A 21,733-nucleotide genomic window follows, 5' to 3' on the forward strand; every position below is an offset into this window, starting at 1 on the left:
CTTCTAAAATACGGAATCCTGCGTCAATTATTGTCGATAAGGGCTCAGCAGATCCCTGGCGATGATATCCTGATGAACTTCCGACGTTCCTTCCCATATGCGCTCGATACGGGCATCACGCCAGAAGCGCTGTATCGGGAATTCTTCCATAAGTCCCATGCCGCCAAAGATTTGAACCGAATTGTCCGCGACCCGGAAAACCATCTCAGAGCAATAGTAATTGACCATCGAGGCTTCCGTCCGGTTCATCAATCCATTTTCGATCTTCCAGGCCGCCTCCTTCACCATCAGATCGCCCAGCCTAACATCTACAGCCATGTTGGCTATCTTGAAACCGACGCCCTGAAACTCGCCAATGGTCTTACCAAATGCCTTGCGCGTACCCGCCCATTCCTTGCTCATCTCGAAGATGCGTTCAGCGCGCCCTACACAATGTGCCGACAAGGCAACGCGACCGTCATAAAGCCATTCATTGGCCATATCAAAGCCTTTGCCTTCCTCGCCCAATATCTTGTCTTCATGCACGCGCACATCTTCAAGATACACCATGGTCGGATTGTAACCGCGTGTCACGATCGATTTCATCGGCTCAACACGGACACCCGGCAAAGACTTATCGATAAGGAATGACGTAAACCTTTTCCGACGCCCGCGCGGTGTCTCGTCCACGCCGGTAACGGCAATCAGAATGATGAAATCAGCGATGTCAGCATGGGAGATAAATTGTTTGACCCCATTGATGACCCAGTGATCCCCTTCCTTTACCGCTTTGGTGGTGATACCCCGCGCGTCGGAACCAGCCCCCGGCTCCGTCAATGCGAAAGCATCCTTGCGCTCGCCCCGGATTGCTGGCTTCAGATATTCCTCGATCTGCTCGCCCTTGCATTTGAAGAGAATACCCGTAACCCCGCGATTCATGCACATGGTCAGCGCCGAACTGACCTTGCCGAGCACGCGCTCCGCCTGCATTTTCGTCTGCTTGTCGAGACCGGGACCGCCCCATTCTTCGGGCAGATTCATGCCGGCAAAACCGGCATCCTCCGCCTTCTGTTTAATTTCGTCCTTGATCTCGTCGGGAACATAACGCAGCTCCTCAACGATGTTTTCATGCGGATAAAGTTCTCTTTTGCAGAACTCTTCCAGGGAATCGATGAGCGCCTGCTGTTCGAAACTCAGTGAAAAATCCATATTCTATCCCCCTCAGGCGCCAATAAAATGCGGCGCGCGACGTTCATTGGCCGCCGCCAAACCCTCTGCATGATCTTTCGTCTTGGCGCAGATTTTCCCGGCCAGTACTTCCTCAAGCTGTTGATCGGACAGGCTGCGAAGATTGGATGCGTTGAGAAGCTTCTTCGCTTGCGCGATTGCGACCGTCGGACCGCTTGCGAGCTTTTGTGCAAATGCGAGCGTTTCGGCCCAAAGATTTTCAGGCGCACTGACATGACTGACCAGCCTGTTCTCCAGCGCCTTTTCTGCATTCCATAATTCGCCGGTATATACGAAATGTTTGGCTGTCTCCAACCCGACAATTCTCGGCAAAAGCCAGGTTCCACCGCAGTCGGGATTGTAGCCGACATTCGTGTAGGAACAGATGAACTTGGCGCTCGTCGATGCATATCGAAAATCACAGGCAAGTGCCATATCGAGCCCCGCGCCGACAGCCGCCCCTTCTATCATTGCGATCACGGGCTTTGGCATGTCGTTGATCTGCTGGACAAGACGCAGCGACTCTTCCACCCAGTTCATATCCGGCCAGTCAGTCTTGCCGGCTGCCCATTCCTTGACGTCGGCTCCAGCTGAAAATGCGCCACCACGACCGGTCAAGATCAAGGCGCGCATGTCGGCGTCCAATGCCGCTTCGCGAAGAGCCCTGCGCAATTCAATCGTCAGGCCCATGGCAAGCGCATTTCGGGCTTCCGGACGGTCGAGCGCAATCACTCCAACGGCACCATGCCGTTCGACTTTGATAAACTTAAACATTTTTCCCATTTCCGCCCTAGATTGGAGGGCACGTTCCGTTGTTATTGGTCCTCTAGCTTCCGCTCCATTGCGGCGCGCGTTTCTCGAGATAGGCGCGCTGTCCTTCGATCATGTCCTGCGATGTCAGCATTTTTTCGTATATCGCGAGATCTGCCCTTCCATCGGCGCGCAGATGCATGGCGTCCCGCTCGGAAAGACCGTCCGCAGCTCGCAAGGTCTCTTTCAAGGCTTGCTGTGCCAGTGGCGCTGTTCCGGCAATGTGTTGGGCAACCGACATGGCTGCGGCCATGAGTTCCTCTTTCGCCGTCACGCGATAGACAAGCCCCCAACGAAAGGCTTCCTGCGCACTCATCGGCATGCCAGTCCAGATCATCGCGGTTGCGACGTGGTAAGGAATACGGCGCGGCAAACGCTGAAGACCGCCACCATCTGGCAAAAGCCCGCGCTCCAGTTCGGGTAACTGGAAAAAGGCGCTTTCCGCAGCGATAAGCATATCGCAAGCAAGGGCCAGTTCCAGCCCCCCACCAACGGCTGGACCATTGATGGCCGCAATAAGAGGCTTTTTCAAAGACCACAAGGTTGTAATGCCGCCAAAGCCGCCTTCCAGCGCGCCGGGACCGGATTGATCTTCGCGACCAGCCTCATTGAAATCGAGGCCAGCAGAAAAAGCTTTGTCAGATCCGCTTGTGAGAATACCAACGCGCAATTCCGGATCGTTTTGAAGATATAATGCTGCCTTTTCCAGGTGACGGCTTAATGTCCGGCAAATCGCATTGACCTTCGGTTTGACCATGCGGATCACGAGAACGGATCCCTCACGCTGCAACGAAAGATAGCCAGCGAATTCGACGTTCAAGGTATCAATCATGGTTGAGCCCCCTTCTTTGCTGCCTTGAGACTGTAGAGATGCAGCAGCAATGGAGGCACCGAAGTCACAACCAACATCACTGTTGAAACCACCGCAAGGGTGGGGTCGACATCATCACGCAAGGTCGCAAATGTGACACGCGGTAGTGTGGACATAGGTCCGGACGCCACCATCAGAGAGATAATCAACTCGTCGAAGGATATCAGGAATGACAGAAGCATGGAGGTGATCACTGATAGTTTCAGTTGCGGCAGTGTTACGGTCATAAAGGCCTTGAACCGATTGGCGCCAAGGCTGCGCGCAACCATTTCCTGACTTTCGTCATAGGCACTGAACCCGGCCGTCATGGTGAGGATGACAAAAGGCATCGCCACAACCGAATGACCCAATATCATGCCCCAGATCGTGTTGAGTATTCCGCCAATGCTCGCATAGACAAAGAATATTCCTATGGCGATTAGTATCGACGGCACGGCGAGCGGCGCGACCAAGGTGGTGCGGATGAGATTTTTCAGGCCAAACCGGCCTTGATTGAGCGCATAGGAAGCTGCGACGCCGGTCACCGTGGCCAGCACCATGGTGCCCAAAGCAACCCGCAAGGATACCCACAACGCATCAATCCATTTCTCCTGATGAAGAAAGGCATCATACCAGCGCAGCGACCATCCAGCGGGTGGAAATATCAGTGCGGTGCTGGAGCTAAAGGATACAGGGATGACAATCAGTGTGGGTGCAATCAGGAAGAAGATGACTGCGCCAACCAGAATGTAAAGCCAAAGTCGATCCCGATGAGAGATGTGAGATTCCATGATTTCACCTTAACGACCGGACGAGAGCCAGCGCACAAGGACCAGACTGATCCACAGGCACAGCGCCGTCATCGCAAGCAGAAGTACTGCAAGGGCTGCTGCGGGTCCCCAAGTTGGATAAAGCGAGATCGACTCTTCGATACGCTGCGCAATCAGCTTAACCTTCCCGCCGCCCAGCAATGCCGGAGTGATATAAAAGCCGAGGCACATGACGAAAACCATGACGGTGCCCGCAACAAGCCCAGGCATCGATAAAGGCAGGAATATACGGAAGAACGCATGGGTCGGCGATGAGCCGACATTCGCGGCAGCGCGCATCAGATTGGCATCAATTGTCTTCATCGATGCATAGAGCGGCAGCACCAGAAACGGCACCATGATATGCACCATACCGATGACGGTGCCTGTCGTGTTGTGCACGAGCGTGAGGGGCCGATCGATGACGCCAAGGAAGGCAAGCGTCTTGTTGACCACGCCGTTGCGCTGCAAAATGATGAGCCAGGCAAAGGTGCGTACAAGTCCCGATGTCCAGAATGGAACCAGTACCAGAAGCATCAGCAGGCCTGCCCATTTGCTCGGCAATATCGAGATCAGATAGGCGACTGGATAGCCCAGAAGCACACAGATGACCGTGACAATCAATGCAATCCGGAATGTGTTGAGAAACATCTCAACATAGGCTTCTTCCGAGAAAAAAAGCCGATAGTTTTCGAAGCTCATTTGGCCGGTCACATCAATGACAGACATGGAAAGCAGCCACACCAGTGGCGCCACCATCAAGACACCAACGATCAGTAGCGCAGGCGTTGTCAGGCCCAACATCGACCAGATTTCGTTCCGTCTTTCCCTATTCAAGAGGCGACTGTTCTCATCAAGCTCGCTGCTCGTTATCGGAGCTGCAATAACTGCATCCTTCATGACGAAGCCTCCGCCCGTACATAGCGTGTATCAGCCCTTTCAACACCGAGCGTCACACGCTCGCCAGCGCGCGGTAGTGAGCCGTGATTGTCTGACCGGTTCGCGACACGTGTGAAGACTTTGTGGCCGCCATCCAGCATGATTTCGAAGAGGAGGCACTCACCTTGATAGATTGATGAGGTGACCAGCCCTTTGAAAATATTATCGCCGTTCTGCTCAGCGCGCGGTTCGTCAACGACAATCCGAAGGTGTTCCGGACGCAACGACAGCAGAGCATCACCGCCGAGCCCGGACACGTCTCCGGCAAAGCGCACAGGCTTGTTGTCGTAGCTGAAGCCATCAGGCGTTTTGTGCAAAGGCAAAAAGCTGGTTTCGCCGATGAATTCAGCAACGAAACGGCTGTCAGGCTTCTCATAGAGGTCTGACGGCGTTGCAATCTGCGCCAGTTTGCCGTTGCAAAACACCGCAATCCGATCCGACATGGTCAGCGCCTCACGCTGATCATGAGTAACGGAGATGGTCGTCATACCAAGACGATCATGTAGTTTCCGAATTTCGATCTGCATGGTCTCGCGAAGCTGTTTGTCCAGTGCGGACAGAGGCTCATCCATGAGGAGAATGCGAGGTTCAAAGATTATAGCGCGCGCTAGTGCGATGCGCTGGCGCTGGCCGCCAGACAACTCATTGATCCGCCGTGCGCCATAACCGGACAACTGGACCATATCCAGAACCCGGTTCACGCGCGTTTCGACGTCGCTCTTCGACACTTTGCGGAGGCGCAGCGGATAGGCGACGTTTTCCTGAACCGACATATGCGGAAACAAAGCGTAGTTCTGAAACACCATGCCGATATTGCGCTTATGCGGCGGCAGGTGAATGATCTCCTGATCGGCAATACGGATCGATCCGGTAGTCGGCCTTGAAAAACCTGCAATCATCATCAGAAGACTGGTCTTGCCGGAACCCGACGGACCGAGCAGGGTCAGGAATTCGCCCGCCTGAATGTTGAATGAGACATCATCAACCGCGCGAACTGATCCATAGTGCTTTGACAATGACCGGATCGTTACCGGTAGAGCCGTGATCGGTGAGTGAGGCATCTATATGTTCCATCTGACGACACCGCCTATTCCGGGCGTCGAACCGGTGAGAATAATGGGAACCCGAAATGGACCAGCAGATGGTGCGGGCTCAAATCGCCCGCACCTGGGCTACCGGTCACTTCATCATGGTTGAATCCCACTTCGTCTGGGCTTCTTCACTGTGCTTTGCCCAGTACGGCATATTGGTAATGAGCTGCTGCTTCAGGTTGTCACCGCTTGTAATGATCCTGGCGGCCTTCTCAGGTGATACCAGTCCCTGACGAAAAGCGTCCTGATTCATCGGACCGTATGAAATGTAATCGGGCAGACGCGCCTGATATTTCGGATCAAGCAAATGATTGATCAGACGCATTGCGCCTTCAGGATTTGGCGAGTTTTTTGGAATGACAAGACACTCGACATCCATCACCGCATCGGTAAGCTTATAGGTGTAAGGAGCGCCCTCTTTGATTGCCGCATCAATACGGGCCGCCCAAATGGAGAGCATATCGACCTCTTCAGAGGTCGCAAGCTGTGTGGCCTGCGCGCCAGTCGCCCACTGGACCGCGATGTCGGGCTTCAGCTTTTGCCACTTCGCCATCGCGCGATCCATATCGATCGGATAGATATCCTTCTTGTCCACGCCATCCGCCATGAGCGCGATTTCCATATTCGTCGCGGGCGAATTGCCGGATATGGCACGGCTACCCGGGAACTTTTTGACATCGAAGAAGTCGGTCCAGTTCTTGGGTGGATTGTCTCCATAGACATTTTTGTTATAGGCCAGAACCGTCGTATAAGCAGTAAAACCAACCCAGTATTTGCTGCGTAGATGCTCTGGAATACCAGATGCGTTGGGAATCTTGGAATAATCCAGCGGGACGAGAAGATCTTCCGTTCCGGCCAGATCGCAAAGACCGCCATAAAGCTCCGCAACGTCGATATCGACAGCCTTGGCGCGCACCTTTGTTCTGATGTCGCGTATACCACCAGCCAACACGTAATCAACCACCGTCATGCCGTGATCCGCAGGCAGTTGGTCAAGAATGGCTTTGCGCACGCCTTCCTGATAGGCCCCGCCATAGGACGCATAGCTCACGGTCTCGTTGGCATATGCAGCACTGGCAAACATCGCGACAGCAGTCGCAATCATAATCCTGGTTTTCATTGTTCCTCCCATTTCGGCAATTGTCTTGCCAGATCATTTTGCTTTATGCGCTCACCCGAACCGTTCCTCCTCCAAGGCGTTTCGAGCGGCCTTCATCATCAATTGGAAAAGAGTTCCAGCCCTCCCTCTAACGCCGCACGACAATCAGATACCATGCGCTCGATAAGCTCGCCGCAACTCGGGATATCATCGATCAATCCAATAGCCTGACTCGCCCAAATCAAGCCGTCATCGATAGTCCCTGTTGAAAGCGCAGCTCGTCCGCGGCTACCCGACACAAGTGGTTGCACATCAGTAAACTCCGCGCCTCCTGCACGATGTTCGATCGTCACAACCTCATCAGAAATGGTATTCTTCAGGACACGACCCGTATTACGGAAAGTGCGGAAAATAAGATTGGTGTCGCGTTCACTCGCGGAAAGCAAGGCCTGCTTGATGTTCTCGTGGATCGGCGCTTCTTTGGTCGCGCAAAAGCGCGTTCCCATGTTCACGCCTTCCGCGCCCAGCATCAAGGCCGCAGCCATACCTCGACCGTCTCCAATACCCCCCGAAGCGATCAATGGCACCCGAACCTGTCGTGCAGCAGCGGCGAAGAGTATCAAGCCGCCGATATCGTCTTCTCCGGGATGTCCGGCAGCTTCAAAACCATCGATGGATACAGCATCAACCCCTGCACGTTCAGCAGAAAGCGCATGACGCACCGCCGTGCACTTATGAACCACGATAGCGCCGGCGGATTTGATCTTGGCGATAAACTCTTTAGGGCTTCGTCCGGCAGTCTCAATGATCTTGACACCAGAAGACAGTGCTACATCCAGATATTCTTCATAAGGCGGAGGCGACGTCGTCGGCAGGATCGTGAGATTGACACCAAATGGCTGCTCGGTCATCCGGCGGCAGCGCTCAATCTCAAGCGCCAGATCCTTTGGCGTCGGCTGAGTCAGCGCCGTCAGAATGCCAAGCCCACCGGCATTGGATACTGCCGACGCCAGCTCCGCTCTCCCTACCCACTGCATCCCTCCCTGGATGATTGGGTAACGCGTCTTCAGAAGCTCGGTAACGCGTGTCCTCACTCCATCCCCTCCTGCTGGAAAACTTGTTGAGTAAATCTTCAAATTCTGAGACTGTAAGTCAATACAAATATTGGCTGAACGTCCAACTTTTTTGTAATATATTGAATTTATTTATCTTTAGTCGATTATAGCGTCAGAAATGGGGGAAACTGTGCAGAAATCGAGTTCATCCTGGAGGAAGAGATACAGCGCAAGTCGCCGTTGCAATGAATCTATCTGCACCGTCAATCGAAAAGCACCCGCCGGAGAGTTTCTGCCATGACGTTGCATCGAATAGTCCCGGCAATTCTCATCTGTTTTAGCAGCTTGTCTTACATTTTGAACGACACAATCACAAAACTGCTGATTGATCGCTACCATGTATCTTCGATCATTATGGTGCGCAGTCTCATTGCACTACCCGTGCTCTATCTGATCCATAGCTGCGCAACCAAGCAAACGAGCATCCGCACAAAACGAGTAGACGTTCACGCATTGCGGGGCGTTATCGGCCTCACAGCAGCATTCTTCTACATTCGCTCACTGGAGAACCTGACGGTTTCGGAGGCAACGGTTATCCTGTTTCTCTCACCCGTAATGATCAGTTGCATCGCCTGGGCCGTCCTTAAGGAGGAAATTAGCCTCTCGGCTTGGGCGGCCGTATTGCTTTGCTTTGGCGGCGTGGTGGTTGCCATTCAGCCGGGCACAACAGGATTCAAACCGGCCATGCTTTTTGTCGTGGCGGCGAGCCTCCTATACGCCATCAATGCGGTCTGCTCGCGTCATATTCCTCCCGAAGATAATATCTGGTCGATCGCCTTTTACGGCGCGGGGTTCTCGGCGCTCCTCATCATGCCCATCGCGCTTCGGCATTGGACGCCCGTTGCACCTTCCGATGTCTTGCTTTTTTGTGCCGCCGCCTGTTTTTCCAGCCTCGCCCTCGGACTCAGCGCAGTCGCCTATCGCATGGCGTCGCCCTCGTTTCTAGCGCCCTTCGCTTATTCCAGCCTGCCCTGGTCGATGGTCGTCACTTGGGCTGTCTGGCAGATCACACCAAGCACCGGCACCCTGCTTGGCACCGCAATCATTCTGGCAAGTACAACGCTGACGATCAGACGGCCCAAATAATCCGAGCTAAGACACACTTATCGAAACCGGTACCCCAAAAAGAGAACGATGTACATGAGCCCAGTCCTGCTAGATAAGAACGCCGATACTGGCGTTGCAACCATAACCTTTAATCGTCCAGACAAGTTGAACGCGCTCAATGAAGCAATGGCAGAGGCGTTCAAGAATGCCGTCGACGCAACCCTTGTGACGAAGGGTCTGCGTTGCATTGTGCTCCGCGGCGCTGGACGCGCCTTCGTCGCAGGCGGCGATATTGTGGCTTTTGCCATTGATCCCGAAAAGGCTGATCTCGCGTTGAAAGCACTCTTGCGCCACATGCATCCGGCAATTCTGGCGTTGCAGGCTTGCCCCGTTCCAGTCATTGCGGTGGTTCAGGGCCCGGCGGCAGGCGCAGGCCTCAGTCTGGTTCTCGGTTGCGATTACGTCATATCCAATACAACCGCCCAATTCGTTCTCGCTTATGACAAGCTGGCGACCGTACCGGACTGCGGCGGCACATGGTTTTTGAAGAACAGGCTGGGGCGGCAGGCGGCATTCGCCTTTATGCTGCGGGGACAGAAACTCACTGCCGCACAGGCCTATGAGCTGGGCATCGTCAATGAAATAATCAACGATGATGAATTCACCACAAGGGTTAGCGAACTGGTGACCCAAATCGCGAGCGGGCCAACCCATGCTTATGGCTTGTTCAAACGACTTATGGTCAACGACCTTACCTTGTCCGAGCAACTGGAAGCAGAGCAGGCAGCTTTCATAGAGGCGACCTACACTCAGGATTTTCGCGACGCAGTCAGGAACTTTCTCGATAAGAAACCGACCCTCTATTCGGGTCGATAGCTTGGTCAAGGTTTCGCTGCGCGCATTTGAGGAAGTCCCAAAATCTCCGCAGCCTGTAATGCCAACCACATGGCTGTTACATCGGCTGTGTTGCTAAGCGACCGCCCGGTTAATTCCTCGATGCGACGAATTCGATAGACCAAACTTGCCTTGTGAATATGGAGCTTTTCAGCCGACGCCTGCCAGGAGCGGTTCTGTTCGAGAAAAATCTTCAATGTGAGCAGCAATGAAGCCCGTGACTCTTCATCATGATCCGCGAGACGCCCGAGAACCTGGCGGAAGGTCTGCATTGCTTCATCCAGATTCTGCGGCAGCCAAGGTAATCTATCGGCGACTTCCGCGTAGAACACGGCAGGTCGGGTGGAGTTGGCGTGCGCAAGCGCAAGTCGTGCTTCGCGAAGCGCTTCTTGCAGGCGATCACAGTTTCCAATTGGATTACCGACACCCAATTCCGCTTCAAGAATGTTGGCAATCTGCGGCGCAAAGCCACGCTGCGTCATCAATACCAGCTCTTCTCCCAACGGATAGGGCAGCACCGCTGCATCACTTCTCTCAAACAGTGATGCCAGTTCGACAAATTGAATCGCACCCCGCCGCACAACAACGAGATGTGCATCATCGAGCTGAAGCCCAAATTGCTCAACGCGCTTGCTCGCCTGATGGCGAGAGAGGCGCAATTGAAACAGCTCCTCCATGAGTTCCGCTCCGGAACGAAGGCTGCGCTCACACTCCACATGCAAGCGCTCCAGCGCGATACCAAGCACCGCTGCCATATAGTTCAACAGGCTGTAATCGACATAGTCCTGACCATTGCGGTGCGCCAGCAAGACACATCGCTTTCGAGACGGTATCGAGATGGCAAGGGTTTCGCCGCCTTCCATTGCATGTCTACGGACTACCGGCTGGGTATTTGTGGCGTCCGGCTTCTGTTGAATGAGAAATTCACGAAGTTTTTCAGATAGCTCGGTCTGTTTGGGCAACCATACTTCATGGGTCTGCGGGTCCCATAAGGACAATTCCGCACGCACATCTTTTCCCAAACGCTGCAGGAGTTCTTCAAGACCCAGACCTTCAATGGCCACCCGCGCACTGACACACACCCGCGCTATAGCATTGCGTCGCTCAAATTCCTCCACCCGAGCAGCATCAATCACGGCTCTCGTGACACTCGAGAACGGCACACCATAATGGGTCAACAACAATGGAAAGCCCAACCGTGTTGCTGTTTCCTTAAGAGCGTCGAGGTTAGCCGGAGCCTGCATATCCTCACCGATCATCATGCCGGCCAGGCTCGCTTCCGAAAGCGTCTCTATATATCTAACTTGAGCATCGGGATCAGCGGGAATACCAATTCCGGTGGTCATCAGCAAATCGCCATCACCCAGCCACTCGGTAGGGTCAGACAATTCACAGACATGGGCCCAGCGGACGAGGCGGTCCAAACCCTGTTCACCGCCGACCGCGCGCGTGCGCAGTTCCGGCATATTAATAATGTCTGCAATCCGCAAAGGCATGGACCAACTCTACTGACTTACTGTTTCACTGAATTGTATTTCTGAAACAATTTTAAAGCCAGTTATCGTTTGCCGCCATTCTGCCCAATAAGCTCTCCTAGCCGAAAATAACATAGGCTTTGCGCACAGTCTGCCGGATGTCCCACTCGCCTTTCGTGTTGGCGGCAAAATAGATGGTATCGCCAGCGCGAAACTCCACCGTCGTACCGTCATCGCCGCGAAAGCAGCCAGACCCTTCGATGAAATAGCTAAACTCGGCTTGCGCGACGCCGCGACGAAAGCACCCCGGCGTACATTCCCATATCCCAGAAGTGCCTTCCGGGATTTGAAGGGCGCCAGCCGTTCGCACCTGCGCGACCGTGGTGCTCGTCGGTGTCCCAACAGGCGTGTAAGCGCTAAAGGCGCCTTCATCGTCAATGCGCATTAAAACTGGCGACATTACCATCTCCTCACGATTTGTCTTCAAGGCCCGAAGGGGCAAGTCCCGCCAGAACCTTGTCAATAACAGCTGGCTTGACACCGCGCATCTCGGCCCGCTCTTTGCGAATAACAGCGTTTCGCACCAGATTTCCGCCGAGATAACGTAGCGGCTCAGGCGGAAACGCCCTGCACTGGCGGCCAACCAAGGATGAGCGGCTCCATTCGTCATCACGATCAAGCGCCAAACTTGCAAGAATGCGTCCACCCATCCGGCTTGGACCAACGCCGTTACCGCTCCAGCCTATGCCGTAGAAAATGCTTCGATGCCCCTTCAGAGCACCGAAAACAGGCAGGCTGTCGTAAGTCCGATCAATCGGCCCAGACCAGCTGTGACTGACGGCGCGGCCAGCCAAAGTCGGGTAAGTCGAGAGCAAATCCGCTTTGGTGAGATCTATGCTTTTCTGGTCTTCACTGAAGACACCATTGATCTGCGCGCCAAACGAGATCGCGCCTGTGCCTTTACCAAAAGCGATACGCCCATCCCGCGTGGTACGATAATAATCAACCATCAGCTGTGAGTCCGTAATCGATTCACCCCCAACCCAGCCAAGCTCGTCAAGATCAGCGCCAAGCGGTGGCGTCACCACAATTGCACTGTTGACCGGAGTAATCAGTCGGGCAAGTTCGGGTATAGAAGCAGACCATGCATTTGTCGCCAGCACTATCTTTTCGGCTGACACCACACCCCGGTCCGTTTTCAGCTGAAGGGGTGAAGCTGCCTCGATCTGATTAACGGGTGAATTCTCGTGAATAATGACGCCAAGTTCCATCGCAACGCGGCGCATGCCTCGCACCAGTGCTGCGGGCTGTACGGTTGCATTGGACGCTTCGAAAACACCGGACAGATGCTTTGTAGAACCCGTGCGTCGTCTGATCTCGTCGTTCGAGAGGCGTTCAAAAGGCCTGACTCCCAATCGTTCGCACGCCTCAAGGGTTCCATTCCATGAATCGACATGGGCTGGCGTTGTGGCAGTCCAGAGCCATCCCTTCTGCACAAAATGCGCATCGATGTTGTGGGCCTGGCAAAACTCATCAAGTTCGTAGATCGCCTTTTCCGAGCTTTGACCCAGAAAAAGTGCTTCCTGTTCGCTACAGAACGACCTCAGCGTGCCGATTTTCGGCCACCAGGACATGACGAAGCCACCGTTTCTCCCAGACGCGCCACCGCCGCACACGTCCGCTTCCAGAACAACAACACGGCAATCAGGCTCATGTTGCTTGATAGTAATCGCAGTCCACAGACCAACGAAGCCTCCACCGACAATCGCGATATCGGCCCGCTCGTTCCCCTGCAACGGCTCGCAAGGGGCGATAGGATCAATGGATTCCTGCCAGTAGCTTCGTTTAAGCGGCTTTGAGAACCGGAATTTCATAATGATTTCTGCCTTCTCACTCAGATCCGGTCTGGAGGATGGTTTCGGCCGAAGTTTTCCCGTCGCGCGGCACCACAAAGGTGCCGCGCATGCTATTCGCCGGGTTGATACGGTAGCCTAGGCTCTCAAGGCGAGAGTAGCGGCTTCGTCGAGCTTCAGCGTCTTGGGATCGATGATCACACCATAAAGTTCCTTGGCGGCGTCCACGGTGATATACTCATCCAGCACATCTTCCAGCACATCGTTGACTGCGCGCGTCTTGGGGTTGCCCCAACCTCCACCGCCAGTGCTTTCGAACATGAATGTTTCGCCGGCTGCGAATTTATGCGAGGCCAACAGTGGATTATGCCACACACCATCGCCATCGATACCACCAATCACCGCAGCTGAACCGTCAGCTCCTATATGGCTCGCACGTTGCACAACGCTTGGTAGACCGCCAGCTGCGCCTGGACTTCCAGCCAAAGTGCGCGATGTTTCCATGCCAAGTTCGCCGCCGCCAAAGAAGCGCACTTTGAACCGGGCGCCCAATCCGCCGCGATACCGACCCGCGCCTGCTGAATCGCTTCTCAGCTCAAAAGCTTCATAGGCAATCGGGAAGAACAGTTCAGCCGTTTCCGCAGCCATGTTCATGCAGTTGCCCAGCGGATCCATGGTGACGTTCATGCCATCCGAGTAAGGCGTTCCACCCCAGCCGCCTGCCGGAAGATCGGAAAAGACATCCGTCTTGCCCTGACCGTCAGTGCAGCTTGCAACGAACCAGTTCGCATCCGAACAGGTAGACCCGGTCACCCGTTCTGGAATGGCCTTTGCCAAGGCCTGCCAGATTGCACTGGTGATTTTGGATGCCGTTAGCGTGGTACAACCGATAGTCGGCGCTGGCCATTGGGCATTCAGCCAGCAACCTTCTGGAAGCACCACTTCGATCGGGTTGAACAGGCCCTGATTTTGCGGAGCATCAGGCGCCAGGAAGAACTGCAAGGAATAAAGCGCCGCAGACATTGTATTGGCACGGGGAGAGTTGATCGCACCCTGGCAGATTGGGTCGGTTCCCGTGAAATCGACCTTGATCGACGTATCACCAATTTCCAGCTTGACCTTAACCTTCACACGTTGCTGGCTAATGCCATCTGTGTCGGCATAGTCTTCCGCCTCATAGATACCATTGGGGATCGTGCGAATGCTCTCGCGAACCATCTTTTCCGTATAAGCCTGTATTTTCTTCATGGCTTTCTGGACAATTTCAACGCCGTAGCGATCACAGGCGCGCTGCATTTCCTGTTCGGCAGCCAACAGTGCACCGAGATGCGCCTGAATATCGCCCTTGATGAAGTGCGGCGTGCGCGTATTGTTCAGGATAATCGCAATCAGATCTTCGTTGAGTTTTCCCTGCGAGTAAATTTTCAACGGCGGCAGGCGCAAACCCTCAGCAGCAATATGGGTACTGAAAGACTGATCGCCGGCACCGCCGCCGCCCAGATCCATCCAATGACCACGGCTGACCCCATAACCAATCAGTTGCTTTTTGTAGAAGATCGGCTTGGTGAAGGTGATGTCATTGATGTGGGTACCACCACGATACGGGTCGTTTAGAACCAGCACATCGCCTTCGAGAACATTCTCCTTGCCGATGCTATTGACGGCTTCCTCCGCGCTGAACTTCATCGCCGCAAGATGCACCGGACAGTTTGCAGCCTGGCTCAACAATTGCAGGTCGGCGTCGTAGATTGCATTGGAGAAATCAAGCATATCCGCCAGAATTGGCGAGAAGGATGATCGTTGAAGCACGGTCGCCATGCGGTCGCTGGCAAACTCGAAGATGCTGCGCATGACTTCAAAGGTGATCGGATCAATGTCGTTATCGACATCATGTTGAGTGGTTTGGCTATCCATCACTGTCTCCTCCCTCAGATTTCAATGTCGATGACAAGCGAACCTGTCGTGTTGACATGCGCCTGCGTCTTTGGCGGCAGAACCGTACAAGCATGCTCATATTCGATGATTGCCGGACCGGTGATCTCGTGTCGGGCACCCAGCGCTTCACCGTCATAGACGTTGCAACTGGTCCATTCGCCATCGAAATAGACATCGCGTTGGCCTTTGAGAATCTCTTCGCCTGAAGACTGCGCGATTTCGACTGCTGGCGGATCCTCCATCCGGCCAATTGCCGTAACACCGAAGGAAACAAAAGTCGGCGCAAAGTCTTCAGAACTGACGCCAAACTCCTGCTTGTGAACAGCATGGAAATCGTTCTCGATATCAGGTAACTGTTCGACCGTTAGCACCCCTTGCGGCAAGGGTGTTTCCACCTCATAGGACTGCCCGACATAACGCATCTGGGCCGTTCGGATGAGTTCGATATCACTCTTGTTCTGGAAACCCTGATCCAGCAAGGCTTGTGTGGCTTTCGCTTCCAAATCCGCAAAAATGGCATTGATTTTGCCAAGGTCCGCTTCCTTGACCGGCGAATAATAGAACTGCTCAATATCCTGACGCAGATCCATTGCTGTTGCGCCAAATGCCGAGGCCACACCTGCATGTGGCGGAACGATGACCTTTGGAATATTCATCGACTTGGCCACAATACAGGCATGCAACGCACCTGCGCCACCGAAGCTCGCATAGACGAAATCACGCGGATCACGACCACGAGCAACGAGAACTTTTTTGACGGCTTGAGCCATGTATTCGCAACCGATCCGGATCATGCCCTCGGCAGTCGCAAGCGTGGACAGTCCGATCTTCTCCGCAAGTGCGGAAATAGCCTTTTCAGCAGCCACTGCGTCCAGATCAAACTTGCCATTCAGCGTCGGATCGAGACGACCAAGGATCAAATTGGCGTCGGTGATTGTCGGCTGCGTACCGCCCCTGCCATAGCATACCGGCCCCGGCTCGGAACCCGCGCTTTTGGGACCCACGCGCAAGGAACCACCCTGATCAACCCAGCCGATGGAGCCACCACCCGAACCCACGCTGTGGATGTCAAGCATGGGAACGACGATCGGCACTTCCCATTCAAGTTCGTGATCGCGCGTAATCAGACCTTTGCCATTCTCGACGATGGAAACATCGAAGCTCGTACCGCCAACGTCGGTGTGCAAGATGCGCTCAAAGCCGCTCTGCTTGGTAAGATACCCGGCATAGGCCACACCGCCAGCCGGACCGGATTCCAGCATGTCTTCCGGATGCTGGCGTGCTGCACCAGCCGACATGACACCGCCGCTGCTCTTCAGGATCAGGAGTTTTCCACCAAAGCCGTGTTGACCAAGGCGGTTCTCCAGATCGTCCATATATTTGACCATGACCGGCATGCAGGCCGCACGAACGGCAGTCGTTACAAAGCGGCCATGTTCGCGGAAAATCGGACGCGTTTCCGCAGAGAGAACAACATGAATGTCCGGGCAATATTCGAACAGAATATCGCGCATTTGTTCTTCATGCTGCGCATCGACATAGGAGTTGATAAAGCCGATACCAACAGACTGAATGCCCGCCTCTTTAATTCTGGAAGCGACCTCACGCGCCGCGCCGACATCCATCGGACGTTCGGATTCACCGCGAACATTCACGCGCTCCGGGATCGTGTACCGGTACCGCCGCTTAATAACCGGCTTGGGCTTTGTCTGGTAGGGATCGTATAGGTACTGACGATGCTGGCGCCCTATTTCGATCGTATCGCGAAAACCATCGGTCGTGATGAACGCAGCATCGGGATAGCTACGCTCAATCAGCGCGTTGGTCGCAGTCGTTGTGCCATGCATCAGATATGAAATATCCGAAATATCAATCCCGGCCTTTTCAATGGATTCAAGGACTGCGATGGAACGATCCTGCTTTGTTGTCAGGACTTTAGCGGTAACCTGATTGCCGGTCTTTTCCTCCCAGGCAAACAAATCCGTAAAAGTACCGCCAACGTCAATTCCAACCCTCCACATGCAAACCTCCCTTGCATATAAGCTATGTAGATGGGCTATAATTTCGTGAATAGCGATCAACCGTCAATCACATGATGGTTTGATTATGCATCTCCAATTCATATGATCGTATCAATTTAAGCAATCCCCATCCGAAGCAGGCGCCGTAGAGGAATATAGTCAAACCAGACGCTTCAATTGCAAAAAGGGCGGCAATGATTACCGCCCCTTCTCGTTCTGATCAGCTGCGCTGTGAATCGAGCTGCTCTTTGTTCTTTTCGACGTCCTGAGCCTTCATGTAGCTCTCGATCAGAAGCTGGTAGGGAGGGAAAATCTTCGTATAGACATTCGCCCATTCCTGCGCATCGTCGCGATGCCACGTCTTCTGGAGTTCCGACGCCACCGCGGCCGTGTCCATCGGCACGACTCCGGCCTGAACAATGCGTGCCAACGTGATTTCCTGCGCCATCTTGGAATAGGTGCCGGAAGCGTCGACGACAGCGAATACTTTATATCCATCCTGAACCGCGCTGATGGCCGGGAACGCCATGCAAACGCTGGTAATTGTACCTGCGATAATAAGCGTTTTGCGACCGGTCGCCTTAACTGCCTTGACGAACTCGGAATTGTCCCAAGCGTTGATCTCGCCTCGCCTTGCCACATATTGAGCATGGGGCGCGTTCTCATGAATCTCGGGAATCAGCGGGCCATTGGGGCCCTGCGGCACAGATGCCGTCGTGATGACCGGCATCTTCGTCAGCGTCGCCATGCGGGCAAGCGCTGTTGCATGATTACGCAGGACCGGCATTGGCATGTCCGCAACAGTCTGAAACAGACCGCTTTGATGATCGATCAGAAGCATGACTGCATCGTTCGGATCGATTATCGGACGCTCACCATGGAAGTTTGCTGGGCTGCTCATTTCGGTTCTCCTTTTCACTCGTTTGCTGTGTGAACAGCGTTGAATTCATCGTCTGAGAGCAAGATAGGAATGAAACAAACTGGCCTGTAGATCGGATTTCGGGTTAATCTGTCCTGAAAACAGGACAATGAAAGAGCAGCCGTGACCGATCTCAATGATTTGCGCCTATTCGTGAAAGTCGTGGAACTTGGCGGCTTTTCAGCCGCAGCCAGACAACTTGGCCTACCGCGTTCTCGTCTGAGCCGCCGGATCGGCCTGTTGGAAGAAGATCTTCGCGTCCGCCTCATCCAACGAACGACCCGACAGTTCGCAGTGACCGAACTCGGTCAGGAGTTTTATCGCCATTGCCTTGCCATGATGGTGGAGGCCAATGCGGCTCTCGACGTTATTGCCCGCATGCAAGTGGAACCGAAAGGCACGGTGCGTGTGAGCTGCCCAGCCTCTGTGATCTATTTTCAGGTCGGAGAAATGATTGCGCGTTTTATGGCGAAATATCCCAAAGTGAAAGTGGAGCTGGAAAGCACTAATCGACGGGTGGATGTCATCCGCGAGGGCTTCGATCTTGCCATTCGGGTGCGGTTTCCTCCGCTCGACGATAGCGATCTCATCATCCGCAAATTGGCGGACAGCCGCCAACGACTGGTGGCAAGTCCGAAATTTTTCACGGACGGTCACCGACCAGCGCCAGCCGACCTTGCCAATATGCCAAGTCTTGCCTGGGGATCGTCCAAAAACAACTTCGAATGGAACCTACAAGGCCCGAACGGCGCAACGGTTGAAATCCCCTACAAGCCCTCGCTGATCACCGATGACATGGTGGCGTTACGACTGGCCGCCCTTCAAGGTATTGGCGTTTGCCAGTTTCCCACGATGGTGATTGAAGAGGATGTGAAAGCCGGACAACTCGTCGACGTCCTGCCCGGTTGGGCGCCGCGTACCGGCATAATCCACGCCGCTTTTCCGTCACGCCGGGGTCTTCTCCCCTCCGTTCGCGCGCTCCTCGACTTTCTTTCTGATGAGTATACATCGCTTTCCAACAAAGAAAAAAGTCAAGGTTGATCGCCGTTACCCGGACAATTATCCATCTTATGTGCGTCAGAACGAGCGTACTTTACTGTAACAAGCTTTTTCCACCTAAAGAATCATGAGCTAATCTCCGACGAGTGGGACGGAGAGGTGCGAATGTTCAACCTGTCATCTGTAATGCCACACAAGTCTGTCAGTCGGCTGCTGGTCAGTCTGCTTTCTTCTGCGACTTTCTTGTGCACGCTGTCGTTTTCACCGCGTCTAGCTATCGCTCAGCAGGTTTTGGCCGACGGTGTCACCGTCACCGCCTCGGGCACCATTGATACAGGAACGACGGGCGGAACCGATGGCATTGCGCTGCTGTCGCGCAACGGCGGCAATATTCAGAGCTTTTCACCCCTCACGATTACGACTGGCGGCGGCAATGCCATCGGCGCACAGGCCCTGCGGAGTTCTCAAATAAATCTCTACAACGGCACAACAATCCATACGACGGGCAGCGGTGCCGATGGAATCGTCTCCTCTGGCGGTAGCCTTGTCACCGCCGACGGGACTGATATCCAGATCGACAATGTGGGTTACGGCATTATCGCTGGAACTACAGGCCGCATCGAGATGCGTAACAGTACCATCAATGCATTGATCGCGACGGGTGTCGCAGCCTTTTCCGACAGTCAGATTACACTTATCGACAGTATGGTCGAAACAGGAAGCGGCCTCGCGCTTTGGATCGATGCTCCGGGCTCCAGCATAACTGGTACCGGACTGACGGTAATTTCTGGCGCCGAGCGCGGCGCTGTCGTCTTGCAAGGCACTCTTTCACTGACCAACTCGTCTATCGAGAGCAGTCTGACAGGCATTCAAACCGGCACTTCCGCAACCGTCACCTTGACTGACACATCTGTCAGCACGACAGGAGCATCTTCTTCTGGCATCTATCTGAGTGGCAATAGCAACCTGACGATGACCGGCGGTTCGATTTCGACAGTAGGAACCAGCGCGCGCGCGCTTTATGGCGCAGCAGGCAATAACACGGCGCAAATTTCGGGCGCTGAAATAACAGCAGCCAATGCGACAGCTATTCGCGTCTTTGGCGGTACGGCATTTCTCGACCTCGATCTGACCTCGTCGTCCGTCACCGGAAATTCCAATGTTCTCGAAGTAGCCAGTGAAGCGCGTCTCGATTTAACGGCATCCGACTCTCAGCTGACAGGAGCAGCCCAGACAGAAGCCGGCAGCACATCAAACCTGTCCTTGTCCGATAATTCGAAATGGAACGTCACTGGCAACTCGAACATCACTGAACTTACCAACACTGATAGTCTCATTCAGTTCAGCGCGCCCGACGGCAGTACTTACAAGACACTGACTGTCGGCAACTATACCGGCAATGCGGGCCAGATTGGCCTCAATACCTATCTTGATACAGACGGCTCTCCATCCGACAGCCTGATTATTGATGGCGGCACTGCATCCGGTTCGAGCCGGTTGCTGATCGCCAATGCTGGCGGACAAGGGGCGCTTACCACGGGAAACGGCATTCTCGTTGTCGATACGGTTAACGACGGAACGACCAGCGCCGGAGCGTTCCATCTCATCGCACCGGTCGTGGCAGGCCCTTACGAATATTCGCTTTATCGAAGCAGCGTTGACGCTTCTGGCGAAGAGAACTGGTATCTCCGGTCGGAAATCACGCCAGTGCCGCCCACCCCTCCGAATCCTCCGGCCCCACCAAGTCCACCGGTGCCGCCAATCCCGGATCCGACGCCGGATTACCGTCCTGAAGTGTCTCTTTATGCCGCGATCCCTTCGATGGGAGCGATTTATGGCAGGCAGTTGATAGGCTCCTATCATGAGCGCGTCGGCGAAGAGGAACAACTTAAAGGCCGCACGGATATTGGCGCTGACCCGAAGTTCAACGGCTACTGGGTTCGGGGACTGGGTCATTCGGGGCACCGTAACGGCGACACCAATGGCATTTACGATGGCGCGCCCGAATACGACTACCGGTTTGGCGCGATACAGGCCGGGCTCGATTTCTATCGACACGAAGCAGACGGCGTTACCGATCATGCCGGCATGTATCTCGCTTATGGTCACGGACGCATGGATGTGACCCAGAACCGGCTGATCGAAACGCGCGATGCAGGGCGCAATGATTTCGATGCATATTCCGTCGGTGGCTACTGGACGCGTCTTGGAGACAATGGCTGGTATCTCGATGGCGTCCTGCAAGGCACCTGGTACAACATGACAACCAGCTCGAACAGGGCCACGGAGTTTGGCTTTCCCGATCAGGATGTGAAAGGGTTCGGTTTTGCGGCCTCGCTTGAGGGCGGCTATCCCTTTGATCTCGGCAACCAGTGGCAAATCGAACCGCAAGCGCAACTCGTCTGGCAAACCATCAACTTCGATGACTTCAATGATGGCGCCGCCGACATTCGGTACGACGATTTGAATTCTCTGGCCGGACGTATCGGTGCCCGCATATCGCGCACATGGGCCGTTGAGGAAGCGACTACAACCGAGCCAGCGCGTCTGGCGACAGTTTGGGGTCGTGTCAATCTCTGGCACGAATTAGGGTGAAAATACTTAAGTTGTTGTTTTAACGTAATTTTATTGCCATAGCGCCCTAATTGGACGCTGAAGACGTGCCGTTGAA

The 21,733-nt window shown here is 54.3% G+C and carries 18 protein-coding genes; 4 read left to right on the forward strand and 14 right to left on the reverse strand.

Features of this window, described 5'->3' with window-relative positions; translation table 11 throughout:
* Positions 1-27: 27 nt before the first annotated feature.
* The 8 genes from FHW00_RS12640 to FHW00_RS12675 form a co-directional block, all read right to left on the reverse strand.
* On the reverse strand, positions 28-1,188 hold the full coding sequence (locus FHW00_RS12640; RefSeq protein ID WP_078337206.1) for an acyl-CoA dehydrogenase family protein: 1,161 nt from the start codon (positions 1,186-1,188) through the stop codon (positions 28-30).
* A 12-nt stretch (positions 1,189-1,200) separates the two neighbouring features.
* On the reverse strand, positions 1,201-1,980 hold the full coding sequence (locus FHW00_RS12645) for an enoyl-CoA hydratase/isomerase family protein (protein WP_078337207.1): 780 nt from the start codon (positions 1,978-1,980) through the stop codon (positions 1,201-1,203).
* Positions 1,981-2,032: 52 nt separating this feature from the next.
* Positions 2,033-2,848: an enoyl-CoA hydratase-related protein gene (locus tag FHW00_RS12650; protein WP_078337208.1), complete on the reverse strand. Its 816-nt coding sequence runs from the start codon at positions 2,846-2,848 to the stop codon at positions 2,033-2,035.
* A complete protein-coding gene (locus FHW00_RS12655) occupies positions 2,845-3,657 on the reverse strand; it encodes an ABC transporter permease (RefSeq protein ID WP_078337209.1) in 813 nt (270 codons plus the stop codon). The genes FHW00_RS12650 and FHW00_RS12655 overlap by 4 nt, the downstream gene beginning before the upstream one ends.
* Positions 3,658-3,666: 9 nt before the next feature.
* Positions 3,667-4,575 (reverse strand): ABC transporter permease, encoded by a 909-nt coding sequence (locus tag FHW00_RS12660; protein WP_078337210.1) that lies wholly within the window; start codon positions 4,573-4,575, stop codon positions 3,667-3,669.
* Complete coding sequence (locus tag FHW00_RS12665) at positions 4,572-5,675, reverse strand: ABC transporter ATP-binding protein (RefSeq protein WP_078337211.1); 1,104 nt, start codon at positions 5,673-5,675, stop codon at positions 4,572-4,574. Before FHW00_RS12665 ends, FHW00_RS12660 begins: the two co-directional genes overlap by 4 nt.
* Before the next feature lie 118 nt (positions 5,676-5,793).
* Entirely contained in the window at positions 5,794-6,825 is a 1,032-nt protein-coding gene (locus FHW00_RS12670) for an ABC transporter substrate-binding protein (RefSeq protein WP_078337212.1), read from the reverse strand.
* A 98-nt stretch (positions 6,826-6,923) separates the two neighbouring features.
* A complete protein-coding gene (locus FHW00_RS12675) occupies positions 6,924-7,898 on the reverse strand; it encodes an NAD(P)H-dependent flavin oxidoreductase (protein ID WP_078337213.1) in 975 nt (324 codons plus the stop codon).
* A gap of 258 nt (positions 7,899-8,156) precedes the next feature.
* On the opposite strand from FHW00_RS12675, the gene FHW00_RS12680 reads away from it, so the two are divergent.
* Both FHW00_RS12680 and FHW00_RS12685 read left to right on the forward strand, forming a co-directional pair.
* Complete coding sequence (locus FHW00_RS12680; protein ID WP_078337214.1) at positions 8,157-9,005, forward strand: DMT family transporter; 849 nt, start codon at positions 8,157-8,159, stop codon at positions 9,003-9,005.
* A gap of 54 nt (positions 9,006-9,059) precedes the next feature.
* A complete protein-coding gene (locus FHW00_RS12685) occupies positions 9,060-9,842 on the forward strand; it encodes an enoyl-CoA hydratase-related protein (protein WP_078337215.1) in 783 nt (260 codons plus the stop codon).
* Positions 9,843-9,847: 5 nt separating this feature from the next.
* On the opposite strand, the gene FHW00_RS12690 is transcribed toward FHW00_RS12685, so the two are convergent.
* The 6 genes from FHW00_RS12690 to FHW00_RS12715 all read right to left on the reverse strand — a co-directional run bounded on the left by FHW00_RS12690 (position 9,848) and on the right by FHW00_RS12715 (position 18,045).
* A complete protein-coding gene (locus tag FHW00_RS12690; protein ID WP_078337216.1) occupies positions 9,848-11,356 on the reverse strand; it encodes a PucR family transcriptional regulator in 1,509 nt (502 codons plus the stop codon).
* Positions 11,357-11,453: 97 nt separating this feature from the next.
* On the reverse strand, positions 11,454-11,795 hold the full coding sequence (locus FHW00_RS12695; protein WP_078337217.1) for a cupin domain-containing protein: 342 nt from the start codon (positions 11,793-11,795) through the stop codon (positions 11,454-11,456).
* A 10-nt stretch (positions 11,796-11,805) separates the two neighbouring features.
* Positions 11,806-13,209, reverse strand: a complete 1,404-nt coding sequence (locus tag FHW00_RS12700) for an NAD(P)/FAD-dependent oxidoreductase (protein ID WP_078337218.1) — start codon at positions 13,207-13,209, stop codon at positions 11,806-11,808.
* A gap of 117 nt (positions 13,210-13,326) precedes the next feature.
* Positions 13,327-15,102: a hydantoinase B/oxoprolinase family protein gene (locus tag FHW00_RS12705; protein ID WP_078337219.1), complete on the reverse strand. Its 1,776-nt coding sequence runs from the start codon at positions 15,100-15,102 to the stop codon at positions 13,327-13,329.
* A gap of 14 nt (positions 15,103-15,116) precedes the next feature.
* The gene (locus FHW00_RS12710) at positions 15,117-17,144 is read right to left on the reverse strand and encodes a hydantoinase/oxoprolinase family protein (RefSeq protein WP_078337220.1); all 2,028 of its coding nucleotides are present in this window, start codon (positions 17,142-17,144) and stop codon (positions 15,117-15,119) included.
* A gap of 220 nt (positions 17,145-17,364) precedes the next feature.
* The gene (locus FHW00_RS12715; protein ID WP_078337221.1) at positions 17,365-18,045 is read right to left on the reverse strand and encodes a hydrolase; all 681 of its coding nucleotides are present in this window, start codon (positions 18,043-18,045) and stop codon (positions 17,365-17,367) included.
* Positions 18,046-18,186: 141 nt separating this feature from the next.
* Between FHW00_RS12715 and FHW00_RS12720 the strand changes: the two genes are divergently transcribed.
* Both FHW00_RS12720 and FHW00_RS12725 read left to right on the forward strand, forming a co-directional pair.
* Positions 18,187-19,104: a LysR family transcriptional regulator gene (locus FHW00_RS12720; protein WP_078337222.1), complete on the forward strand. Its 918-nt coding sequence runs from the start codon at positions 18,187-18,189 to the stop codon at positions 19,102-19,104.
* Between the two features lie 123 nt (positions 19,105-19,227).
* Entirely contained in the window at positions 19,228-21,657 is a 2,430-nt protein-coding gene (locus FHW00_RS12725; RefSeq protein ID WP_078337223.1) for an autotransporter family protein, read from the forward strand.
* The last annotated feature ends 76 nt before the right edge of the window (positions 21,658-21,733 follow it).

Origin of the sequence: Ochrobactrum sp. P6BSIII (assembly GCF_014138065.1) — a bacterium.
In the GTDB taxonomy this organism is placed as follows: Bacteria; Pseudomonadota; Alphaproteobacteria; order Rhizobiales; family Rhizobiaceae; genus Brucella.